This is a genomic window from Rhodoligotrophos appendicifer (assembly GCF_007474605.1).
GTDB classification, from domain to species: Bacteria; Pseudomonadota; Alphaproteobacteria; order Rhizobiales; family Im1; genus Rhodoligotrophos; species Rhodoligotrophos appendicifer.
The window spans coordinates 446,523-467,753 of the sequence record NZ_VHKL01000005.1; the positions used below are offsets into that span (position 1 = coordinate 446,523).

Sequence of the window (21,231 nt, forward strand, 5' to 3'; positions counted from 1 at the left end):
ATGTCATTGCGCCGCCTGCTGCCGTCCCCCAATGCGATCTTCGTCTTCGAGGCGACCGCCCGCCATCTGAGCTTCTCGCGCGCCGCCGAGGAGTTCAACGTCACCCAATCCGCCATCAGCCGCATGATCGCCCGCCTCGAAACCCATCTCGGCACGAAGCTGTTCCTGCGCTCGCCCGTCGGCGTCAGCCTCACCGATGACGGCCGGCAGCTCTATCACGCCGTGACCGCCGGCTTTCAGCAGATGGAGATGGCCCTCGACGACATCCGCGCTCGCCAGGGCGAGGAGGGCACCGTCACCCTGTCACTCTCCTCCGCCTTCGCCATGCATTGGGTCATGCCCCGGCTGGCCCGCTTCCAGACGAGCCTGCCCGGCATCGACCTCCGCTTCCAGCTCGCCCGCGGCGAGCCCGACGGCCCCCTTGACGGCGTCGACCTCGCCATCCGCTACAATGCGATCGCCAATGAGGAGCAGCAGAGCTGGGTCCTGATGGAGGAGATCGTGCTGCCCGTCTGCAGCCCCGCCTACCGCGCCGAGCACGGCCTCCTGGACGAGGCCGCGGGCGATCTCACTCAGCACACCTTCGCCCATCTCTCCGGCTCCACCCGCATCCCCTGGACGCGCTATCTTGGCGCTCATGGCTATGGCCAGCCCCCCGGCAGCCGCAGCCTGACCTTCTCCGACTACACCCTCGTCCTGCAGACGGCGCTGCGCGGCCGCGGCATTGCGCTGGGTTGGTGGCACGTGGTGGCCGACGACATCGTCCATGGCGACCTCGTCCCCGCCGCCCGCGGCGTCATGCGCACCGGCCACGCCTACCACCTCGTCGCCACCACCCGCCGGCCCCTGCGCAAGCCCGCCGCCCTCGTCCGCGACTGGATCCTGGAAGAAATGGCCGCCCTGCCGACCCAGACGATCGGCGGGTGAGGGCCTGGCGATCGCGGCCCGTCCGCCCCCGCACCGTCATCCTCGGGCCTCTCCTCTCCCGTCATCCTGGGGCCTCTCCTCTCCTGTCATCCTCGGGCTTGACCCGAGGATCCAGGGGCCAAGGTCACCACGCTTTCCCCTGCGGTCCTGGATCCTCGGGTCAAGCCCGAGGATGACGAAGGGGCCTGCCGGCCCTGTCCTCCGCGGCTGCACTCACCCCACCAGCCCCGCCAGCGCCCGCCGTTGCACCTTGCCATTCGCCGTACGCGGCAGCTCAGCGACCACATAGAGCTCCCGCGGCTGCTTGTAGGCGGCAAGCTCCGTGGCCGCGAACTGCTTGAGCGCGGCCACGTCGATCTGCGCGCCCGCAGCGGCAACGACGAAGCCCGCGATGATCGAGACCTCCGCGCTGACTTTGATCTCGACGACGGCGGCCTCCGCCACCGAGGGGTGGCGTGCCAGCACGGCCTCCACCTCTAGCGGCGAGACCCGGTAGCCGAAGGCGTTCATGAGATCGTCGTTGCGGCCCTCGAAGTGCAGATATCCGTCCTCGTCCAAACGACCGAGATCGCCGCCCACGAACCACTCGCCGCGGAATACCTGCGCCTCTTCCTCCGGTCGCTCCCAATAGCCCAACATCAGCCCCGGATCGGACCGGTGCACGGCGATCAGCCCCCGCTGGCCGGGCGGCAGCGGCGTGGTGCCGCCGGCGACGTCGAGGATCGCCACGCAGCGTCCCGCCTGCGGCTTGCCGGCAGAACCCAGCCTGGGCGCCACCTTTGGCGACGCCGACACATAGGTCGAGATCTCGCTCATGCCCAACGCCTCATACAGCATCGTCCCGGTGCGCTCACGCCAGGCGAGGGCGAGCTGGGCGGGCAGGGACTCGCCGGCGCAGAGCCCGTGGCGCAGACCGCCCAAACGGCCCGGCGAGAGGTCGCAATGCTTCAGCATCTGCCGGTAGAGGGTCGGGACCGAGGCCATCAGCGTAGCGCCATGGCGCCGGATCAGGCGAGGCCAGACACTGATGTCCTTGGGGCCGGTATAGACGATGGCGGTCAAGCCGTTGGCCCAGGGGTCGAACAACCCGCTGCCGAGCGTATAGGTCCAGTTGAAGGCGCCGCTATGCAGCACCACGTCGTCCGGGCGGTAGCCATACCAGCCCTCAACCATGGGCCGTCGCCCCCAGACGCTGCGCTGGGCATGCAGCACGCCCTTGGGCCGGCTGGTGGTGCCCGAGGTATAGATGAGGAAGGCCGGGTCCTCGCGCGCCGTGTCGGCGTAAGGGCCGCGCGGTCCCGCCTTCATGCGGTCGAGTTCCGCGGGCCCGATGATCTCGATGCTGTCGTCCAGCGGCGGCAGCGGCAGCGTCCCGTCCGTAACGATGGCTGCGGCGCGGGAATTGCTGATCATGAAGGCCACTTCCGCTTCCGACAGCAGCGCGGAGGCGGGAATGGGCACGAGGCCGGCCGCATTGAGGGCAAAGAAAACAAAGGCGTAGTCCGCGCTGTTGCCCATCCGCATGAACACCCGTGCGCCCGGGTCCAGGTTCAGCGCGCGAAAACCCTCGGCCAGGCGGAGCACCCTGTCCTCCAGAGCTGCAAAGCTCCAGACCTCTCCCGGGCCGTCCGCATCACTGGCGACGACCAGCGCCCGTCTCGAGGGATTGGCGGCCGCACTCTGAGCGAGGCAATGGCGCGCCAGGTTGAAGCGGGCAGGCGGCGGATCGGCGGGAGTGAAATTCATGGACAGAATCCTCGGCGCGAGCCCAGATCAGACATGCGGCGCGAGCGCTCATATAGACGCGGGCGCGCCTGGTCCTCCAGCCCTGATTACGGGCTCGGCACCGCCCACCAACTGTCGATCTGGTAACCGTAGAGGGGAGTGACGTCGGGATGCTCGATCGGTGTCCAGCGCCCCACCCATTGCGCCGGTGCGTAGAACAGCGGCACCACATAGATGCCGGAGCGCAGCACCCGGTCGAGCGCGCGCGTCGCGGTCACCAGCTCCGCCCGGGTCCGCGCGGCGATCATCGCGCCGATGAGCGGGTCAATGGCCGGGGCCTTGGCGCCCATATAGTTTCGCGTGCCCGGATGGTCCGCCCCGAACGAGCCCCAATAGAAAGCCTGTTCATTGCCCGGCGACAGAGAATTGTACCAGGTATACGGCATCATATCGAAATCATAGGTCTCGATGCGCTTCTGGAATTGACTCGAATCAACCTGCCTAACTGTTGCGGTGACGCCGATTTTTGCCAATGAGCGGGAATAGGCCAGTGCCAGCCGCTCCTGGTCGCGGGTCACCGTCAGGAGCTCGAAACTCAACGGCTCCCCGCTGTCGATTCTGCGCAGGGATCCCCGGTCGATCCCGTAGCCCGCCTGGCTCAGCAGCTCCAGGGCGCGCTTCTGGCTGTCCCGGTCGCGCCCGGTGATCGAGCCGCCCGGGAGCCGGTAGCGGCCATCCATGATCGCCGGCAGCACGGCGTCGGGGTACTCCGCGAGCAGGACCCGTTCCTCGGGGCTCGCCGGCCGGTCGGCGGAGGAGAGCTCAGATCCCGAATAGAAGCTGTCGGTGCGCTCGAACAGATCGTAATAGAGGTTCTTATTGATCCAGGAGAAGTCGAACAATTCGAGCAGGGCCTCGCGCACCCTGATGTCCGAGAAGGGCGGACGCCGTGTGTTGAACACGAAGGCCGCGGTCGGTGCCGGCAGCTGGGTCTCGAAGGCCTCCTTCACGACCTCGCCGCGGCGCGCGGCGGGAAAGTCGTATCCTGTCGTCCATCGGGTCGGATCGGAATCCGCCTGCACGTCGACGAGCCCTTTCTTGAAGCTCTCGAAGGCGGAATTTGAATCCCGGAAATAGAGGACGCGGATCGCGTCGAAATTGTAGCGACCGCGATTGACCGGAAGGTCCTTGCCCCAATAATCCTCGCGCCGCCGATAGGTGATTTCCGCCCCCGGCTTCACCGCCTCGGTTGCATAGGGACCGCTCCCAACAGGGGCCTCCAGGGTGGCGGCGTCGAAGCGTCCCTCGCCATAGCGATGCTTCGGCAGGATCGGCATCAGCCCGAGGATGAGGGGCAGCTCGCGGTCCGTCGCATCTTCGAAGACGAAGGTGATGGCGCCGGGCGCGGGTCGCTCGATGGCCACGACTTTTCGATAATAGATACGGCTGTTGGGGCGTCCCTTTTCGCGCTGGACGGCCCAGGAGAACTCAATATCGTCGATTGTGACGGGTGTCCCGTCCGAGAATGTTGCAGACGGATTGAGACTGAAAGTTACAGAACGGCCGTTTTCCGCCAGTTCGACGCTTTCCGCCAACAGGCCGTAAAGCGAAAATGCTTCATCACGACTACGTGTCAGCAGACTTTCGAAGACATAGTCCCGCAATCCCGTGGGCGCGAGGCCGCGAATGATGAAGGGGTTGAGGCTGTCGAACGTGCCGATGGCCGAGAGGTTGAGACGGCCGCCCTTGGGTGCGTCGGGGTTCACATAGTCGAAATGGCGGAAATCTGCGGGATATCGCAGATCTCCATGCATCGCGATGCCGTGGGCCGGAGCCGCGGCGAGGTCGTTGGGCAGGAGAGGGAGAAGGGCAAAAATCAGCAGCAGCGCGAGGCGGGCTGCCGCGCGCACCTTAGTGCTGGCTTCTCGCCGGCAGGTGGTAGATGCCTTGAGACTCGTCGAAACGGTCAAAGAATTCAGGCACTTGCGGATGCCGGACCGGTTCGCCGCTATCATCGTCGAGGAGGTTCTGCTCTGACACATAGGCGATATATTCGCTATCATCGTTCTCAGCGAGCAGATGATAAAAAGGTTGGTCTTTTCGTGGCCGGACATCCTCCGGAATGGACAACCACCATTCCTCCGTATTGGCAAAGGTCGGATCCACGTCGAAAATCACGCCGCGAAATGCAAAATGGCGATGCTTCACAACCTGGCCGATTTTAAACTTGGCTGTCCGGTGGATCTCCGAAATGACGCCCTGGGAAGGGAAATTCGCCTCGGACCTCCCGGAATCCACGCTCTGATTTTCAGTGCGGCCATGTGTCGGCACGACAGGATCTCCTTCGGTTTTCCGAGTGCAAGACGCTTGCCAATCTCAATTCTGGCCCAACCCCAGGCCCGGCTCCCCACAAGCGCTCGCACGGCATAGGACATCTTTTGCATTGCACGCAAGCCTGTAACATGTGTAACAGCCAAGTTGACGCGACACAATCGGGCCTCCCGATACGGGCGAAATCAGCCATTTTTGAAGCGTAGGGCCGTGACGGACGTCCTCAACCTCTCACTGCCGCTCTTCGGACTGATTCTCCTCGGCTACGGCGCTGCGCACATCTTGCGCATCGAGGAAAAGGGCTTGGCATGGCTCAATGCCCTCATCGTCTATTTCGCTGTTCCGGCTTTGATTTTTCGCACAGTGGCCAGGGCTCCGTTCGAAGAATTGGCAAATCTGTCATTTATTGCGGCAACGACTGCTTCAACTTTGATCATTTATACAGCGGCCACCGTCTCCGCGCTTCTGATTTTCAAGCAACGTCTTCAGACGGCGGCCATCCAGGGCAGTGCCGCGAGCTATGGCAATGTTGGCTATATGGGGCTGGCCCTGAGCGTGACGGCGTTTGGAACGCCAGCGGCAGTGCCGGCCGCATTGATTTTCTGCTTCGACAGCGTGCTGCAATTTACGCTCACACCCCTGCTCATCGCCATTGGAGTGAGACACGACCACGAAAACGTAAAATTCGCGGCAGTGGCCGTCCGTATTGCAAAATCGATCCTGCTCCACCCCTTCATCATCGCGACCTTGGCGGGGATAGCTGCGTCAGCCGCACGGATATCTTTGCCTGGTGCGGTGGACAATTTGCTTGACCTTTTGGTGAATGCCGCTGCCCCCGCCGCACTTTTTGCCTTGGGCGTAACGCTCGCATTGCGCCACTTTGCAGGAATTGGGCGGGAATTTCCCGTGATCGTCCTCCTGAAAGTTATAGTCCATCCGCTCGTCGCCTATGCTGTGGTGAGCACCGTCGTCGGTCTTGATCCCGTATGGCTCTATGTGGCCATTCTCATGGCCTCATTGCCGACTGCTGCGAACGTATTCATCTTGGCAACGCAGTACCGGCTTTATGTGGAGGGGACATCCAGCGCGATTCTAGTAACGACGATCCTCACAGCTCTGACAGTGCCTGTGTTGCTCTATCTCGCTCAGCATGGATTGCTTTAAGCACCGATCCCTTCGCGCATCACCGTCCGTCGCAGTCTCCCGAACCGTTGCAGGGCAAGGAGTCCAGCCGCCCGCACCAGCTGTCCAGGCAGCATTTGCGACAATAGTGATCTGTTCATTAAATCGACGCCCATGCCTCGCGGCAGCACGTCTCGCCGGCGGTCGCGGTCATAACCCTCCAGGACGTCGTTCCCACCCGGATCCTTTGAGCACGCAATCGCTTCGATCACCCTGGCGGATGCGGCCTCAGCGTCCCTGAATCCGAGATTCAGGCCCTGGGCGCCAATGGGGGGCAAGACATGAGCCGCCTCGCCGACGAGAAAAATCCTCTTGGCCGCGAAACTTCTCGAGATCATGGATCGCGCCGGGAATGCGGCTCGCGCTCCGGTGTTGCCAACCGCGCCCAGTTCACCGTTTAAGGCGATTGTCAGGGCTGAGCTGAACTCGGCTTCACCCAAGGCCATCAATCGGTTGATTTCATCGGGTCGTTCCATCCAGACAAGACTTGAACGCTTTCCTGGTAAGGGCACCGTCGTGAGCGGCCCACCCGGCCGGTGATACTCGGTCGAACAGTTGTCATGAGAGAGTTCATGGTCGAAACTTGTTGCTAAAGCCAGCTGCCTATACGTGGTTCCGTATGTCTTGATACCGGCGCTGTCGCGGCAAACGGAGCTTGCACCGTCTGCGGCGATCACGGCCTGGGCCGCGATCATTGTTTTATCGTCCAGATGCAGCACCACTCGATCATCGAGAATCTCGGCCCGCCGGACCTTGCCTTCTCGCGTGATTTGATTCCCGGCGGAGGCCAGCACAGCGCTGAGAGAGGCCAGTAACGAGCTATTGGGAACATTCCAGCCGAAAGGCTCGTTGCCTAATTCCGCAGCATCAAAAGTGACTGTTGGAGCTCCCGGCCAATTACCGGTCTGATCGACGATTTTGAGAGTTCTCAACGGGGCGGAATCTCTTTCCAAGGGATCCGGCCACAGACCGATTTTCTCCAGGACCGCTATCGATCCCTGCATGAGAGCTGTGGTTCGCGGGTCTGCCTCGCGATGGCTGACGCCTGGCAAGAAGACGAAATTAATTCGGGCCTCCTGCAGCAGGGCACATGCCAGTCTTCCGGCCGGTCCTCCGCCAACAACAGCGACCTGGTGGCAGTGGTCGGTCATTTTTTCGCTCCGGTTGGCTCTGAGGCGCTGCGTTATCTAACTGCGGACAAGCCTGATGCCGAGGTGTTGCTCTGAGCCTATCCTGAAACTCCCTCTGAGCCACTTGCAAGCGCATTTAGTCCGAATGGGAGCACCGCCTTTGCATTTCGATATGTCTTTTGAATTTCAGTTGGGTCAGGGAAAGTGACAACAGCTGTCTGTTTGCTTGGTCATCGTCGACGATCATGACCATTTTGGACGGGGCTAAACTCGAGGGCTTCAAACGGTCTCAGTGCCGCCAGGGCGGTTGCCGCTGCCCGAGTGCAGTGATATGGAGCGATCCGACAATAATATGCCTCGGCCCGCAGGTTCAAGCGCAATGGACAAGACCTATGACCGTTGACGAAAAAGCCGTTCGCCATATTGCGCGCCTCGCGCGTATCGCGGTCACGGGACAAGAGGTGACTGCTCTCCAAGCTGAATTGAACACCATTCTGAACTGGGTCGAGCAATTGAACCAAGTGGATACGACCGGCGTCGAGCCGATGACGAGGGTGGTCGCCATGGAAATGAAGAAGCGGGAAGACGTGGTCACTGACGGCGATCGGGCGGCGGACGTCGTCCGCAACGCGCCAATCTCGGAGGACAACTATTTCGTCGTTCCCAAGGTCGTCGAATAACCGGATCCATTAAGGAAGCAACGACCGTGACTGATCTCACGCGGCTGACCATCGCAGAAGCAAAGAAGCGGCTGTCTGCCAAAGATTTTACCGCCCTAGAGCTGACGACGGCTTACCTCGCGGCTATGGAAGAGGGTAGGGTGCTGAATGCCTATGTTGCCGAAACGCCCGACAAGGCGCTGCAGATGGCCTCAGCCTCTGATGACCGCCTTCAACGCGGCGAGGCTGGAGCCCTGGAAGGCATCCCGCTTGGCATCAAGGATCTCTATTGTACCGAGGGAGTGCACAGTCAGGCCTGCTCGCATGTTCTCGACGGATTCAAGCCACCCTATGAATCGACGGTGACGGCCAATCTCTGGGCACAGGGCGCGGTGATGTTGGGCAAGCTGAACATGGATGAGTTTGCCATGGGCTCGTCAAATGAAACCTCCTACTATGGTCCAGTTGTTAATCCCTGGCGTGCTCACGCTCGAAATGAGGCGCTGGTTCCAGGCGGCTCCTCCGGCGGATCAGCCGCAGCGGTATCTGGATGGCTGTGCGCGGGCGCGACCGCTACCGATACTGGGGGTTCGATCCGTCAACCGGCAGCCTTGACAGGCACAGTTGGCATTAAGCCAACTTATGGTCGATGCTCGCGATGGGGCATTATTGCGTTCGCCTCGTCCCTGGACCAGGCGGGACCTATTGCCCGTGACGTGCGTGATGCGGCGATTTTGCTCCGTTCAATGGCCAGCGTCGATCCTAAGGACACCACTAGCGTGGACGTCCCAGTACCCAATTATGAGGCGGTGCTGGGCGGCAGCGTTAAGGGGCTAAAGGTTGGGGTGCCAAAGGAGTATCGCGTCGAAGGCATGCCATCTGAAGTTGACGGGCTCTGGCAGAAGGGAATGGATTGGCTTCGGGACGCTGGCGCCGAAATCCGAGAAGTATCTCTGCCCCATACGAAATACGCGCTTGCCGCCTATTACATCGTAGCGCCGGCAGAGGCTTCCTCTAACCTTGCGCGCTACGATGGCGTGCGATATGGGCTCCGGGAATCGGGCAGCGACATCACCGAGATGTATGAAAAGACCCGGGCCTCAGGTTTCGGCGCCGAGGTTAAACGCCGAGTCTTGATTGGCACTTACGTATTGTCTGCGGGCTATTATGATGCCTACTACCTGAAGGCTCAGCGGGTTCGGACGCTGATCAAGCGTGATTTCGAGCAGGTGTTCGAGGATGTCGACGTGTTGTTGACGCCCACCACGCCGAGTGCAGCGTTTGCACCGGGCGAAATCACCGATCCATTGAGCATGTATCTGAATGATGTATTCACCGTGACTGTAAATATGGCGGGTCTCCCTGGCATTTCGGTGCCGGCGGGTTTGTCGAAGGAGGGCCTCCCGCTGGGTTTGCAGCTCATCGGCCGGCCATTCGACGAGGAGACCCTGTTCAAAGCCGCTTACGCTATGGAGCAGGCTGCCGCATTCACGGTCACGCCAACACGTTGGTGGGCATGAGATTACCAGCTGAATGCCGCGATATGGCCGATTTGAGAAGTGAGATCGACCGGATCGATGCTGCCTTGGTTTCGCTACTGGCGGAGCGGACTCGATACGTCGATCGGGTAATAGAGGTTAAGGCTGCGGCAGGTCTACCTGCATTGATCGAGACGCGGGTCGAGGAAGTGGCCGCGCGCGTCCGAAACCTGGCGAACGGTCAGGGGCTTGATCCTGCATTTGCCGAGCGGCTTTGGCGAATGATGATGGATCATTTTATTGCCTATGAACAAGCACATCTCTAGCTTGATCTTCGATCCACATCATCCCTCGGCTGCTGATCGAACGGTTAGATCATTCTGCCGAGAGGCTTCAGGAATATTCAGCAGTCTCTGCTGGCCTACACGAGCTTGACCCGCATGATTCAGGACACACGCACCTCCGATCCGTCACGGCTCATTCCCGGAACCACCGGGGACTGGGAGATAATCATTGGACTTGAAGTGCATGCTCAGGTGACGTCCAACGCCAAACTTTTTTCGGGCGCGTCCACAAGGTTTGGTTCCGATCCTAACGCCAACGTGTCTCTGGTCGACGCGGCCATGCCCGGAATGCTGCCGGTCATCAATCGCTTCTGCATTGAGCAGGCGGTGCGGACAGGTCTCGGGCTCAAGGCGAAAATAAACCGCTACTCTGTCTTCGACAGGAAGAATTATTTCTATCCTGATCTACCCCAAGGGTACCAGATTTCGCAGTACAAGCAGCCCGTCGTCGGTGAGGGTGAGGTTCTTCTCGATTTTCCCGACGGCAGCTCGATTGCCGTGGGCATTGAACGGCTGCATTTGGAGCAAGATGCAGGCAAGTCGCTCCATGACCAGCATGCGACCATGTCCTATGTGGACCTGAACCGCTCGGGCGTTGCTCTGATGGAGATCGTCTCCAAGCCGGATATGCGAACCGCCGATGAGGCAAAGGCGTATGTCTCGAAGCTAAGGACCATCCTGCGCTATCTCGGCACGTGCGACGGCGATATGGAGAAAGGCAATCTCCGTGCCGACGTGAATGTCTCTGTGCGCCGCCCAGGGGAAGCCTTCGGTACCCGGTGTGAAATCAAGAATGTCAACTCGATCCGCTTCATCGGCCAGGCCATTGAGTATGAGGCGCGGCGGCAGATTGGCATCCTCGAGGATGGTGGCACCATAGATCAGGAGACGCGGCTTTTCGACGCCCGCAAGGGGGAGACGCGCTCGATGCGTTCCAAGGAGGAGGCGCATGACTACCGCTATTTTCCCGATCCAGATCTGCTGCCCTTGGAGATTACCGCCGAGTGGGTGGCGGAAATCGAGGCGAGCCTGCCAGAGCTTCCGGACGCAAAGAAAGCCCGCTTCACTGGAGATTATGGCCTGAGCCCATATGATGCAGGGGTTCTGGTAGGGGATCGGAGTGCCGCAGATTTCTTTGAGACCGTCGCTAAGGGCAGGGATCCCAAGCTTGCAGTGAACTGGGTAACAGGCGACCTTGCCGCGCAGGCGAATGCGCGCAATGTGGGCATCCTGGATCTGGGGGTTTCTGCTGAGCAACTTGGGGAACTGATTGATCTGATTGGCGACGGGACAATTTCTGGAAAGATTGCCAAGGATGTATTGGTGATCATGCTGGCTGAAGGCGGCAGCCCGTCCTCCATTGTCGAGCGTCGGGGCCTTGTCCAGGTGACGGATACGAAGGCGCTGGAGAAAATTGTCGATGAGATCATCGCGGCCAATCCGAGTCAGGTTGAGACAATCAAGTTGAAACCCAAGACCATCGGCTGGTTCGTCGGCCAGGTAATGAAGGCAAGCGGTGGTAAGGCCAATCCGCAGGTGGTGAACGATATTTTGAAGGCAAGGTTGGATTTGGAGTGACGGTCACCCGCAACTAAAGGAGGGCCATTGAGCAATGGGAATCTTTCGCTCCAACATTTCCCCTACTTCGGCCGAATTTCACGATAATGCTGTAGCCATGGAGGGGCTTCTTGCTGACCTCGCTGCCAAGCGCGAGGAGGCCTCTCTGGGTGGACCACCCAAGGCGCGGGAACGTCACTTATCCCGGGGCAAGCTACTGCCGCGCGACCGCGTAATGCAGCTCATCGATCCTGGGTCGCCTTTCCTGGAGCTGTCAAGCCTTGCCGCCTTTAATCTCTACAGCGGTGACATCCATGGGGCTGGCCTGATTTCTGGCATAGGTCGTATTGAAGGCCGTGAATGCATGATCGTGTGCAACGACGCGACGATCAAAGGCGGGACTTATTATCCGATCACCGTGAAGAAGCATCTCCGAGCACAGGAGATCGCTCTGCAGAACCGGCTACCCTGCATCTATCTCGTGGATTCTGGCGGCGCCAACCTGCCCAATCAAACTGATGTGTTTCCTGACCGCGAGCACTTCGGTCGGATCTTCTACAATCAGGCCACCATGTCAGCGGCTCGGATTCCACAAATTGCATGTGTGATGGGGTCTTGTACGGCAGGGGGCGCTTATGTTCCCGCAATGTCCGACGAGACCATCATCGTGCGCCGCCAGGGTACGATCTTTCTGGGCGGACCTCCTTTGGTAAAGGCGGCCACAGGAGAGGTTGTTTCCGCAGAAGATCTCGGCGGTGCTGACGTTCATGCGCGTCAGTCCGGCGTAGCGGATCATTATGCCCTGGACGATACCCATGCACTGGCCTTGGTGCGGAAGATCGTAAAAGGGCTCAACAGCCGTAAGCAGGTCGACATTGATCTGGCGCCATCGCTTTCGCCTCTCTACGACCCTTCGGAAATGAATGGTGTCGTTCCACCCGGTTTGTCTAAGCAATATGACGCTCGCGAAGTCATCGCCCGGATCGTAGATGGCTCTGACTTTGACGAGTGGAAGCAGCTCTATGGAACGACACTGGTGACCGGGTTCGCGAGAATTTGGGGAATCCCGGTAGGCATCTTGGCCAACAACGGGATTCTCTATTCTGAGTCGGCACAAAAAGGCGCTCATTTCATCGAATTGTGCTGCCAGCGGCGAATTCCTCTGCTGTTTCTGCAGAACATCTCCGGCTTTATGGTCGGTCAACGCTACGAAGCTGGGGGCATTGCCAAAGACGGCGCGAAATTGGTGACGGCAGTTGCCTGCGCTCAAGTGCCCAAAATCACCGTCATTGTTGGCGGTTCGTTCGGTGCAGGCAATTACGGCATGTGCGGGAGGGCATATTCGCCGCGCTTCCTCTTCATGTGGCCGAATGCGCGCATCTCGGTTATGGGAGGGGAGCAGGCGGCTTCAGTTTTAGCCCAGGTCAAGCGCGACAATATCGAGGCCGACGGTCAGCAGTGGTCGGAGGAGGAAGAACAGGCGTTCAAACAACCCGTGCGAGATCAGTATGAGCGGGAAGGGCACCCATATCACGCCACCGCGAACTTATGGGATGATGGGATTATCGCGCCCGCGGAGACACGCACAGTCCTGGGACTGGCTTTCTCTGCCACACTTAATGCGACCATTCCCCCGACTCAGTTCGGCGTGTTCAGAATGTAAACGCAAGGCGCCTGCGCAGGGCGGGGTTATGCAGTGACGATGCCACCTTACTTTCTGCGTATAGGCAGATTTTGGTGTACGTGGCCAGCCAACATCGAATTGACTGCGAGATGCGCAAAGATGCCCGGACAGATGCCGAGATAGAGGATTGTCTCCCCAGCTGGCGTAGGGCTAGACCATTCTCGTCAAAGCAGTTTCAAGGGCAGCTCGTCTGCCCCGATGGAGATTTCACCTGCCGACGTAGCCCGAAATTAGGGCTTCGCGTTTGATCGATTGGACCTCATTCTCCAAGGAATTTAGGAACGCTGAGCGGTCGCGCGGGGTGAATCCAGCATTAAAAGTTTGCACACCATCCGCTTCTCGAATGTGACGCATCAAGTCTCGCGTCGCCAGGGCCATGCCGATATTCTTCGAAGTGAACGCCTTGCCAGTGGGGCTAACGACCCGCGCCCCCTTCTCGAGGCAGCGGGCGGCAAGCGGAACATCTGCAGTGATGGCAATGTCGCCAGCCTCAATGTGTTCCGCGATCCAGTCGTCGGCAGCATCGGGCCCTTCGGTCACGATCACATTCCGGCTTAACGGATAGCCGGATGGTCGCATTCCACTATTGCTGACGATATGGACAGCGAGCTGATGACGCATTGCTACACGTTCGGTTTCAGCCTTCACCGGGCAAGCATCGGCGTCCACGAAAATAACGAGCATTACCAGCCATTCCAAACTCGGTATGCCGACGTCCGTTTCTCAGATGGAGAAACTTGTGCCACAGCCACAGGACGCAGTAGCTAGGGGATTGGTGATCTTGAAGGAAGCGCCGATGAGATCGTCCACGAAATCGATCTGCGATCCGGCCATATAAGGGACTGACATCGAGTCAATTAAAACCCTTGCGCCATTACGCAGGATTTCAAGGTCGTCCTCATTACGGGTGTCGTCCAGGGCAAACTCATACTGGAATCCTGAACAGCCGCCCCCCGAAACACTCACGCGGAGTGCCTTCGGTGTGCTCTCCCCAGCAACGATCTCGTTAATGCGTTCCGCCGCACGCTCTGTAATTTGGATCGTTTCGCCCATATCAGTGCTTCTGCCTTGGAAAAAATATGTAACCAGCCATATTTAGGAGCAGTTTGGGTCCGGGTCAATGCAGGCCCTCTCGGCTGGAGGTCCTCCCCTGAAATACGAGCTCGCCCCCTTCGCCTCCCGCGCTGAGTTCTCGCGCGGGCGGTTCGTGACCGAGCCGGAGGCGGAGACACGTACACCGTTTCAGCGTGATCGAGATCGCATCGTCCACTCGACGGCATTTCGTCGACTGAAGCACAAGACGCAGGTTTTTGTCTATCATGAGGGTGATCATTATCGCACCCGTCTCACTCATTCTCTTGAGGTCTCTCAAATTGCGCGAGCAATGTCGCGCACGCTGGCCCTTGACGAGGACCTGACGGAGGCTCTGTCGCTGGCTCATGACCTAGGTCACACGCCTTTTGGACATGCCGGCGAGCGGGCGTTGGACGCCTGCATGGTTCATTACGGCGGTTTCGATCATAATGCTCAGGCCCTTCGTATCGTCACAAGGCTGGAGCGCCGTTATGCGGCATTCGATGGCCTGAATCTTTCCTGGGAAACGCTTGAGGGCCTCGTGAAACATAACGGCCCATTGGTTGATAAGGACGGGAGCCCGTGCGGCACATATTCTGGCAAGTCCCTCCCGGCAGCTATTACGGATTTCGCGGGGGTGCGGGATCTGGCGCTGGAGACGTTCGCTTCAGCTGAGGCCCAGATCGCTTCAATCGCCGATGACATCGCCTACAATGCTCACGACATAGACGATGGTCTGCGAGCCGGGCTGTTTGATATCATTGATTTGGGTGATTTGCCTCTCGTTGGCGAAGCTCTGTCCGATGTTCTGAGGAGATATCCGGATCTCGAGCGCCCGCGACTGATCAATGAGACGGTCCGCAGAGTCATTTCAGCCATGGTGGATGATGTCACCACTGAATCTTTGAAGCGAGTCAGGCGCCTAAAGCCTGAAAGCGCGGATGCGGTCCGGGCTTTGGACCAACCGCTTATTGGACTGTCGCTGCAGCTGACAGAGAACAATCGGGTTCTGCAGTCATTTCTGTCGCGCCGCATGTATCATCACGAAAAGATCCGTAACATCATGGAGAGAGCGCAGCGGGTGGTTCGCGAACTGTTTGCGAGCTATATGGATGATCCAGCCACTCTCCCTAGGGAATGGAGGGGCGACTTCGATAAAGTCGACGAAGCTAAGCGTGCACGACGGATTTGCGACTTTATCGCGGGTATGACGGATCGTTTTGCTCTGGACGAGCATCGTAGGTTGTTTGACCTGGATCCGCTTTTCCGATAGTCGCCCAAACTGTGCACTGCTTAACCCTCCGGGCACGGTAAGCATGCTAGTGGCCTGCTCGAGGAGTATCTGAGCGAATGAATTTGTTCGCGCATTTTCACGCTGTTGTGAATCAAGCAGTTCATCGTCTGATAGAACGCGGCCGCCTGCCATCGGGGCTGGATCTGAGTCGTATCGTAGTCGAACCACCTCGTGAGTCCACACATGGGGATGTATCGACCAATGCGGCGATGGTGCTCGCGAAGGCAGCCTCCAAGAACCCGCGTGAGATTGCCGTTGATCTAGCGCTGGAGCTTCAGGAAGATGCAGATGTAGCGTCAGCAGAAGTTGCGGGGCCGGGCTTTGTAAACTTGCGTCTTCGAGCGACTTTCTGGCCGAAGGTGGTGGCGGCAGTCTTAGAGGCGCGGGAGACGTATGGAGCAGGCGACATCGGCCGAGGCTTGAGCGTCAACGTCGAATATGTTTCGGCCAATCCCACTGGCCCGCTTCATGTTGGTCATTGCCGCGGAGCAGTGTTCGGCGACGCATTGGCGAACCTTCTGGCCGAGACGGGACATCAGGTCACGCGTGAGTATTACATCAATGATGCCGGTGCGCAAATTGACGTATTGGCCCAGTCGGCCTTCTTGCGCTATCGCGAAGCTCTTGGCGACGAAGTCGGAGAAATTCCGTCAGGGCTCTACCCCGGCGATTATCTAAAGCCTGTGGGGGCCGAACTAGCCAAACGTTACGGCAGTGACTTGCGCCACATGGCCAAGGATGAAGCCCTGCGCATTGTACGTGATTTCGCCGTTTCGGCGATGATGGAGCTGATCAAAGAAGATCTGTCGGCGCTGAAAATTACTCATGAAGAATTTTTTTCCGAGGCCTCCCTTCATGACACTGACATCGCTGAGATGATCAGCGAGTTTAAAGCCAGGAACCTTGTTTATCTTGGAAACCTGCCTCCCCCGAAGGGGCAGCCATCCGAAGAATGGGAAGATCGTGAACAGCTTCTTTTCCGTGCATCAAAGTATGGAGACGACATAGATCGTCCCCTTCAGAAATCTGATGGCAGCTATACTTACTTCGCGGCTGATGTGGCATATTTTCGTTCCAAGTTCAGGCGTGGATTTGCGGAAATGATTTATGTTCTCGGAGCGGATCACGGCGGCTATGTGAAACGTCTGGAGGCTGTCGGTCGGGCCATTGCCGGAGATCAAGCGCGAGTGATCGTGAGGCTTTGCCAACTGGTGAGGCTTTTCCGGGACGGTGAGCCCATCCGCATGTCGAAACGTTCCGGCGATTTCGTGACCCTTCGTGAGGTTGTCGACGAGGTCGGGGCGGATGTTGTGCGCTTCATGATGCTGTATCGCAAAAATGATGCTCCTTTGGACTTCGACTTTTCTAAAGTCACGGAACAGTCGCGCGATAATCCCGTTTTTTATGTGCAGTATGCCCATGCGCGCATCTGCTCGGTTCTTCGAAATGCCGAATTGGAATTTGGACCCCAGGTTAATGATCAGGTTTCGGCGGATGACCTTTCCTTGCTGACAGATGAAGCAGAGGTCGCAGTGATCAGGCGTCTCGCCGATTATCCTCGAATTCAGCAGTCCGCTGTGGCCGCTCATGAGCCCCATCGGATCGCCCATTACCTCTATGACCTTGCCAGCGACTTCCATTCGCTCTGGAACAGGGGCAAAGAGTCGCCGCATTTACGCTTTATTGTTACTCAAAACGTCAATGCCACGAACGCGCGGCTCGCAATGCTCCGCGCGATTAGGTATGCTCTACAGAATGGTTTGCGCATCATCGGGGTCACGCCCATGGTGGAGATGTGACGGCGGACGTCCTTTATGGATAGCGACAAGACAAAAGATTCGGACCTCAGCGCCAAGCCGAGTTGGCGTGAGCGACTTGGTTTGAACGCTGAAGCGGTGCGGAATCCTCCTGCTGAGGCTCGGGGTCTCCCCAAGCTTGGCCGAGAGTTTTCCGCGAGTCGGGATGGGGAGATTGAAGCATCGCCTCGCTCTTCAGCTCTGGCGCCTCGGTTTGAACCTAGAGAGCAGACTGTGCAGCCCGTCCGGACTGGCTCTGGGGATCTTCGGTCGTTGAGCCGTCCTTTGGAGCCCAGGATGTCTGCTAGTCCTGGAGCAAAAGCCCCGGGCTCTCCGCCAACTGGAAACCAATCGACGGGATCCGTTTCCGACCGCCGTCAGTCTTCAACAGAGAGCCTAGCCTCTCCTGAAACAACGCGTGGACCTAACAGTCACCCGAGGCCAGCAGGCTTGCCTCCCGCGCCGCGTCCATTGGCTGCTGATTTTCAAAAGCGTTCATCAGAACAGGATCAAAGCCCGGATCGATCTGCAACCATTGGCCGGTCGGAGGCGTCAGGAAAACTGGCGGGAGGAGATCGCGCAGAGACTTTTAGGCGAACTTCACCTTCTGAGGGTTTTGGAGCGCGTCCGAATTCGGGAACGGCGGATAGGCCAAACACTGCTGAGCCGCCTTTAGGACCACGCCTGTCCTCATTTGAACGCCCTGCGTCGCCTGCGCTGCAACGCGGTCCCGCGGCGCCCGTGTTACAGTCAAATGTCCGGGCGTCGACGCCTTCTTTGGCAGTCGGGGCGACAGATTTGCGGCCTGATCCCCGAGCCGTGGCCAATGTGACGGAAGGACACAAGGAGCAGGCAGACAGTGGTCAGCTGTCTCGGAACACTGAACCTGCGTCCATTCCCCGCGCGGCTGCGCCGGTTCTAAGGCCCGATCCGCGTGCGGAACAGACATTGTCCGAACCGCTGTCACATCAGTTAGTGCCCGACGCTCGGGCCGAGGCAGCCGAGACAGTGGAAGGGCCCGTAGAGCGGCCCGAGACGGTAATGTCCACGTCGATGCAGGCCTCGTTGAGGACGCCGCCCCGATTGAAGTCGGCCGAGAGCGGAAATGAATCGCCTCATTCCAAACCTCATCCACAGATTGACGCTCACAGCACTGGTGCGGGGGTGTCGAATGTTGCGCCAGCCCCTGATGAACGGCAGATAAGAACTTCGGGGCTTCGGGCTCCGTTAAAACAACCCGAAACTGAGGGTGCAGGGAGACTGGCGAGGCCTGTGGCACCGATGGGTCCCGAGGTTGGTCGCGCGCCAGCCTTCGGACGCTCGGATTTTTCGAGATTTAAGTTGCCGGGCATCGGACAGGCGAAGGCGCCAACTGATGAAGCGAGCTCGCACTCGAACAAGTTACAGGAAGAACAGCTTAGCGATTTAGATACTGTTCCTTCCGAGACACCGAGCTTTAAGGATCGCGAACTGCAGCCTATAGCCGGCACCCTGCGCGCGCCTTCCCTGGATGCTCTTAAGGTGCCACCATTGCCTCGTCGCCCCGCTCCTGAAGAGGTGCGGGGTCAATCACGAGTTCCGTCTGCGTCAGCGCCCAGTACATTTGAGGAACTTGCAGAGCGGAACCGGCTTAATGCAGCGCGGCGATCACCATCGATGGAAGCGCCAATTCCCAGCCGCGGACCAGCGGCCAGGATTTTCCAGCAGCCGAGCCTAACGGAGGCATCTCGCAACCTTTCTGCTCGTGAACACACGGCACCGACGCCGACTTCAGAGACCTCTTATGACCGGGCTTTCTATGGTGATCCGGCTCTGGAGGAGCAGACTGGCAACCCTAATGAGTATCAGGGTGCTCATGCCCGGGAATTATCATATGTTGACGATCAGGGGGGCGATGACTATGACCGCCCGCTTCAGCATCGTGCAAGTGCCGCTGAGTATCAGGACGCCTACCGCGACTACGAAGTCGGCAATGATAAGTCCAGGTTTCTCTCCGGTCGGCTGCCAATATATCTAGGCGGTGCTCTTCTCCTTGTAATAGCGGTTGTCGCCGTGGTGATTTACATGCTGAGTGGTGGCAGCGATACGCTGGCGACGTCTGATAGTCCGCCTGTGATTGCCGCACCGACAGAACCCACGAAGATCCAACCTCAAGAAGCAACAAATCAGCCTGTGGTTCCCCGTCAGACTAAGCTCATCTATGATCGGATCTTAGGTGAAGAACAAGGCGGGGCTGAAGAGCGTCTCGTTCCTCGCCAGGAGGAGCCGTTGACACCTGGTGGTGTTGATGAGGGAGGCACAGGTCTGAGCCCCGGGGATCAAAGCGGGACCCAAGGAGCGCTGCCGGTACCTCTGCCGCCACCGCCCCCGAGCAATGGTGATCAATCTGCGCTGCCCTCCACTGATACTGTGACAATGGCGCGATCTTCTGAAGCTGATACATCGGCTGTAGAAGATGATGGCAGCATTCCGGTTCCTGGGATGAGCCCGAGTGAACCGCCATCGGCACCAATTGCAACGACCGCCCCGCCGAGTGCTTCGCCACCCCTCCCTCGGCCGAAACCGCAAACGAACCGCAATGCTGCAGGCTCGCCGACCCCAACCGGGTCGGCGTCTTCCGTTCAGACACAGGCAACCGCCATGGGAACGCCAGCTGCCTATGCATCGCCTGTAGCTCAGCAAAATCCTCCCGCCGGACAATATTTGATACAGCTGGCCTCCTTCCGAACGGCTCAGGATGCCACCAGCGAGTTTAATCGGCTGAAGAACAATTTTCCGGCATTGGTCGGAAATCTGTCATCCTTCATACAGGAGGCGGATCTGGGTAGCCGAGGAAAGTTCTACCGATTGAGACTTGGCCCCGTAGCGTCTAAAGACGATGCTTCGCAGCTTTGCAATTCGCTTATTGCCTCTGGTGAAAAGGATTGCCTGGTTCGCCGGCAGTAGCGTTGCGAATTCTGTTTAGTCCACACATTGAACTGCTGATTTCATGACAATTTCTGCCATCGTTTTTGGATGTGCTGGGTTTAGTCTCTCTGAACAGGAGCGAGCCTTTTTCAGGGACGCCAACCCTTGGGGCTTTATCTTATTTTCGCGTAATTGTGACAACCCCGACCAAGTTAGAGCGTTGGTTGAAGACCTCCGCAACACAGTGGGACGGGGGGATGCGCCGGTGTTGATCGACCAAGAAGGTGGTCGAGTGCAGAGGTTATCTCCGCCCCATTGGCCTAGTTATCCGCCGATGCGCATGTTCGGAGAGTGGTACGATCGCGACCCCGAGGCTGCCGAACGTGCGTTGTACAATAACATTCGCCTTATCGCCGCGGATCTCCATGACCTGGGTATTACTGTGAACTGCCTGCCTGTGCTTGATGTTCCAGCCCCAAACGCCCACCGTATAATCGGTGATCGTGCATTCGGTGGAGATGTGAATGTCATCGCCAGACTTGGCCGCCTCGTCTGTGGGAGTTTGCTTGACGGCGGCGTTTTGCCCGTAATCAAACATATGCCGGGTCATGGGCGAGCGGAAGTTGACAGCCATCTAAGTCTGCCGGTGGTTAAAGCGTCACGCTCGGATTTGGAAAATCGAGATTTTGTACCATTTCGTGCTCTTGCGGACATGCCTTTGGCCATGAGTGCGCATGTTGTTTATGAGGCGATAGATTCGGAGCGGCCGGCAACCCAGTCTTCCACAGTCATTGGCGAGATCATCCGAACCGAATTCGGCTTTGATGGTCTTCTGATCACGGACGATCTGAGCATGTCGGCGCTCCAAGGAAGTTTAAAGCAGCGCCTGCTTGAAAGCATTGAAGCGGGCTGCGATGTGGGCTTGCACTGCAATGGTGTGATGCAAGAGATGATTGAGCTAGCAGAAGTTGCGCCCTCTCTAACCAGGGGGGACCGGGTCTTGAGCTTTTTGCGAGATCCCGAGCCCTTTGACCGAGAGCAGGCCTGGGCGGAACTGTCCCTATCGAGACGCGAATCGCTGTAGTCTCGCGAGCTTGGGTCTGCCGTGACTAGGAGCTTGGATACTGTATCCTGAATTATAGC

18 protein-coding genes are annotated in these 21,231 nt (G+C 58.8%); 12 read left to right on the forward strand and 6 right to left on the reverse strand.

The genetic code is table 11. The features are described 5' to 3' along the window. On the forward strand, positions 1-927 hold the full coding sequence (locus FKM97_RS13950; RefSeq protein WP_144293004.1) for a LysR substrate-binding domain-containing protein: 927 nt from the start codon (positions 1-3) through the stop codon (positions 925-927). 213 nt (positions 928-1,140) lie between these two features. Here FKM97_RS13950 and FKM97_RS13955 read toward each other — a convergent pair whose 3' ends face one another. The 3 genes from FKM97_RS13955 to hspQ form a co-directional block, all read right to left on the reverse strand. Next, entirely contained in the window at positions 1,141-2,673 is a 1,533-nt protein-coding gene (locus FKM97_RS13955) for an acetate--CoA ligase (protein WP_144293005.1), read from the reverse strand. Between the two features lie 86 nt (positions 2,674-2,759). Further along, the gene (locus tag FKM97_RS13960; protein WP_246105077.1) at positions 2,760-4,562 is read right to left on the reverse strand and encodes an extracellular solute-binding protein; all 1,803 of its coding nucleotides are present in this window, start codon (positions 4,560-4,562) and stop codon (positions 2,760-2,762) included. A 1-nt stretch (position 4,563) separates the two neighbouring features. Continuing rightward, complete coding sequence (gene hspQ, locus FKM97_RS13965) at positions 4,564-4,905, reverse strand: heat shock protein HspQ (protein ID WP_205015021.1); 342 nt, start codon at positions 4,903-4,905, stop codon at positions 4,564-4,566. A 288-nt stretch (positions 4,906-5,193) separates the two neighbouring features. Between hspQ and FKM97_RS13970 the strand changes: the two genes are divergently transcribed. Next, entirely contained in the window at positions 5,194-6,147 is a 954-nt protein-coding gene (locus FKM97_RS13970) for an AEC family transporter (protein WP_144293007.1), read from the forward strand. Here the strand turns inward: FKM97_RS13970 and FKM97_RS13975 are convergent. After that, positions 6,144-7,262: an FAD-dependent monooxygenase gene (locus tag FKM97_RS13975; protein WP_246105087.1), complete on the reverse strand. Its 1,119-nt coding sequence runs from the start codon at positions 7,260-7,262 to the stop codon at positions 6,144-6,146. The genes FKM97_RS13970 and FKM97_RS13975 overlap by 4 nt on opposite strands. Here FKM97_RS13975 and FKM97_RS26710 point away from each other — a divergent pair. The 6 genes from FKM97_RS26710 (at position 7,200) to FKM97_RS14000 (ending at position 12,996) form a co-directional block, all read left to right on the forward strand. Beyond that, positions 7,200-7,391 carry a hypothetical protein gene (locus tag FKM97_RS26710; protein ID WP_246105088.1) on the forward strand — a complete coding sequence of 64 codons (192 nt, stop codon included), beginning with the start codon at positions 7,200-7,202 and terminating at the stop codon, positions 7,389-7,391. The two genes, FKM97_RS13975 and FKM97_RS26710, sit on opposite strands and share 63 nt — an antisense overlap. 296 nt (positions 7,392-7,687) lie before the next feature. Next, the gene (gene gatC / locus FKM97_RS13980; RefSeq protein ID WP_144293009.1) at positions 7,688-7,975 is read left to right on the forward strand and encodes an Asp-tRNA(Asn)/Glu-tRNA(Gln) amidotransferase subunit GatC; all 288 of its coding nucleotides are present in this window, start codon (positions 7,688-7,690) and stop codon (positions 7,973-7,975) included. A 26-nt stretch (positions 7,976-8,001) separates the two neighbouring features. Next, positions 8,002-9,474 carry an Asp-tRNA(Asn)/Glu-tRNA(Gln) amidotransferase subunit GatA gene (gene gatA / locus FKM97_RS13985; RefSeq protein WP_144293010.1) on the forward strand — a complete coding sequence of 491 codons (1,473 nt, stop codon included), beginning with the start codon at positions 8,002-8,004 and terminating at the stop codon, positions 9,472-9,474. Positions 9,475-9,497: 23 nt separating this feature from the next. After that, positions 9,498-9,758 carry a chorismate mutase gene (locus FKM97_RS13990; protein WP_246105078.1) on the forward strand — a complete coding sequence of 87 codons (261 nt, stop codon included), beginning with the start codon at positions 9,498-9,500 and terminating at the stop codon, positions 9,756-9,758. 114 nt (positions 9,759-9,872) lie between these two features. Next, complete coding sequence (gatB, locus tag FKM97_RS13995) at positions 9,873-11,354, forward strand: Asp-tRNA(Asn)/Glu-tRNA(Gln) amidotransferase subunit GatB (RefSeq protein WP_144293011.1); 1,482 nt, start codon at positions 9,873-9,875, stop codon at positions 11,352-11,354. 34 nt (positions 11,355-11,388) lie between these two features. After that, the gene (locus tag FKM97_RS14000; RefSeq protein WP_144293012.1) at positions 11,389-12,996 is read left to right on the forward strand and encodes a carboxyl transferase domain-containing protein; all 1,608 of its coding nucleotides are present in this window, start codon (positions 11,389-11,391) and stop codon (positions 12,994-12,996) included. 228 nt (positions 12,997-13,224) lie between these two features. On the opposite strand, the gene FKM97_RS14005 is transcribed toward FKM97_RS14000, so the two are convergent. Together FKM97_RS14005 and erpA are read right to left on the reverse strand one after the other, a co-directional pair. Then, positions 13,225-13,701 carry a YaiI/YqxD family protein gene (locus FKM97_RS14005; protein WP_144293013.1) on the reverse strand — a complete coding sequence of 159 codons (477 nt, stop codon included), beginning with the start codon at positions 13,699-13,701 and terminating at the stop codon, positions 13,225-13,227. Positions 13,702-13,740: 39 nt separating this feature from the next. Further along, entirely contained in the window at positions 13,741-14,070 is a 330-nt protein-coding gene (gene erpA / locus FKM97_RS14010; protein WP_144293014.1) for an iron-sulfur cluster insertion protein ErpA, read from the reverse strand. Positions 14,071-14,137: 67 nt separating this feature from the next. Between erpA and FKM97_RS14015 the strand changes: the two genes are divergently transcribed. The 4 genes from FKM97_RS14015 (at position 14,138) to nagZ (ending at position 21,172) form a co-directional block, all read left to right on the forward strand. Next, a complete protein-coding gene (locus tag FKM97_RS14015) occupies positions 14,138-15,364 on the forward strand; it encodes a deoxyguanosinetriphosphate triphosphohydrolase (protein ID WP_144293015.1) in 1,227 nt (408 codons plus the stop codon). Positions 15,365-15,441: 77 nt separating this feature from the next. Next, a complete protein-coding gene (gene argS / locus FKM97_RS14020; protein ID WP_144293016.1) occupies positions 15,442-17,184 on the forward strand; it encodes an arginine--tRNA ligase in 1,743 nt (580 codons plus the stop codon). Between the two features lie 1,653 nt (positions 17,185-18,837). After that, positions 18,838-20,127: an SPOR domain-containing protein gene (locus FKM97_RS26335; protein ID WP_170240912.1), complete on the forward strand. Its 1,290-nt coding sequence runs from the start codon at positions 18,838-18,840 to the stop codon at positions 20,125-20,127. Between the two features lie 43 nt (positions 20,128-20,170). Beyond that, positions 20,171-21,172, forward strand: coding sequence for a beta-N-acetylhexosaminidase (gene nagZ, locus FKM97_RS14030; protein ID WP_144293018.1), 1,002 nt, complete (start codon positions 20,171-20,173; stop codon positions 21,170-21,172). The last annotated feature ends 59 nt before the right edge of the window (positions 21,173-21,231 follow it).

What these genes read in the sequence shown, in the direction of transcription:
- FKM97_RS13950 (WP_144293004.1), top strand. Translation starts at nt 1, where the DNA reads ATGTCATTGCGCCGCCTGCTGCCGTCCCCCAATGCGATCTTCGTCTTC.
- FKM97_RS13955 (WP_144293005.1), bottom strand. Translation starts at nt 2,673, where the DNA reads ATGAATTTCACTCCCGCCGATCCGCCGCCTGCCCGCTTCAACCTGGCG.
- FKM97_RS26710 (WP_246105088.1), top strand. Translation starts at nt 7,200, where the DNA reads ATGGCTGACGCCTGGCAAGAAGACGAAATTAATTCGGGCCTCCTGCAG.
- gatC (WP_144293009.1), top strand. Translation starts at nt 7,688, where the DNA reads ATGACCGTTGACGAAAAAGCCGTTCGCCATATTGCGCGCCTCGCGCGT.
- FKM97_RS13990 (WP_246105078.1), top strand. Translation starts at nt 9,498, where the DNA reads ATGGCCGATTTGAGAAGTGAGATCGACCGGATCGATGCTGCCTTGGTT.
- gatB (WP_144293011.1), top strand. Translation starts at nt 9,873, where the DNA reads ATGATTCAGGACACACGCACCTCCGATCCGTCACGGCTCATTCCCGGA.
- FKM97_RS14000 (WP_144293012.1), top strand. Translation starts at nt 11,389, where the DNA reads ATGGGAATCTTTCGCTCCAACATTTCCCCTACTTCGGCCGAATTTCAC.
- FKM97_RS14005 (WP_144293013.1), bottom strand. Translation starts at nt 13,701, where the DNA reads ATGCTCGTTATTTTCGTGGACGCCGATGCTTGCCCGGTGAAGGCTGAA.
- erpA (WP_144293014.1), bottom strand. Translation starts at nt 14,070, where the DNA reads ATGGGCGAAACGATCCAAATTACAGAGCGTGCGGCGGAACGCATTAAC.
- FKM97_RS14015 (WP_144293015.1), top strand. Translation starts at nt 14,138, where the DNA reads ATGCAGGCCCTCTCGGCTGGAGGTCCTCCCCTGAAATACGAGCTCGCC.
- argS (WP_144293016.1), top strand. Translation starts at nt 15,442, where the DNA reads ATGAATTTGTTCGCGCATTTTCACGCTGTTGTGAATCAAGCAGTTCAT.
- FKM97_RS26335 (WP_170240912.1), top strand. Translation starts at nt 18,838, where the DNA reads ATGGAAGCGCCAATTCCCAGCCGCGGACCAGCGGCCAGGATTTTCCAG.
- nagZ (WP_144293018.1), top strand. Translation starts at nt 20,171, where the DNA reads ATGACAATTTCTGCCATCGTTTTTGGATGTGCTGGGTTTAGTCTCTCT.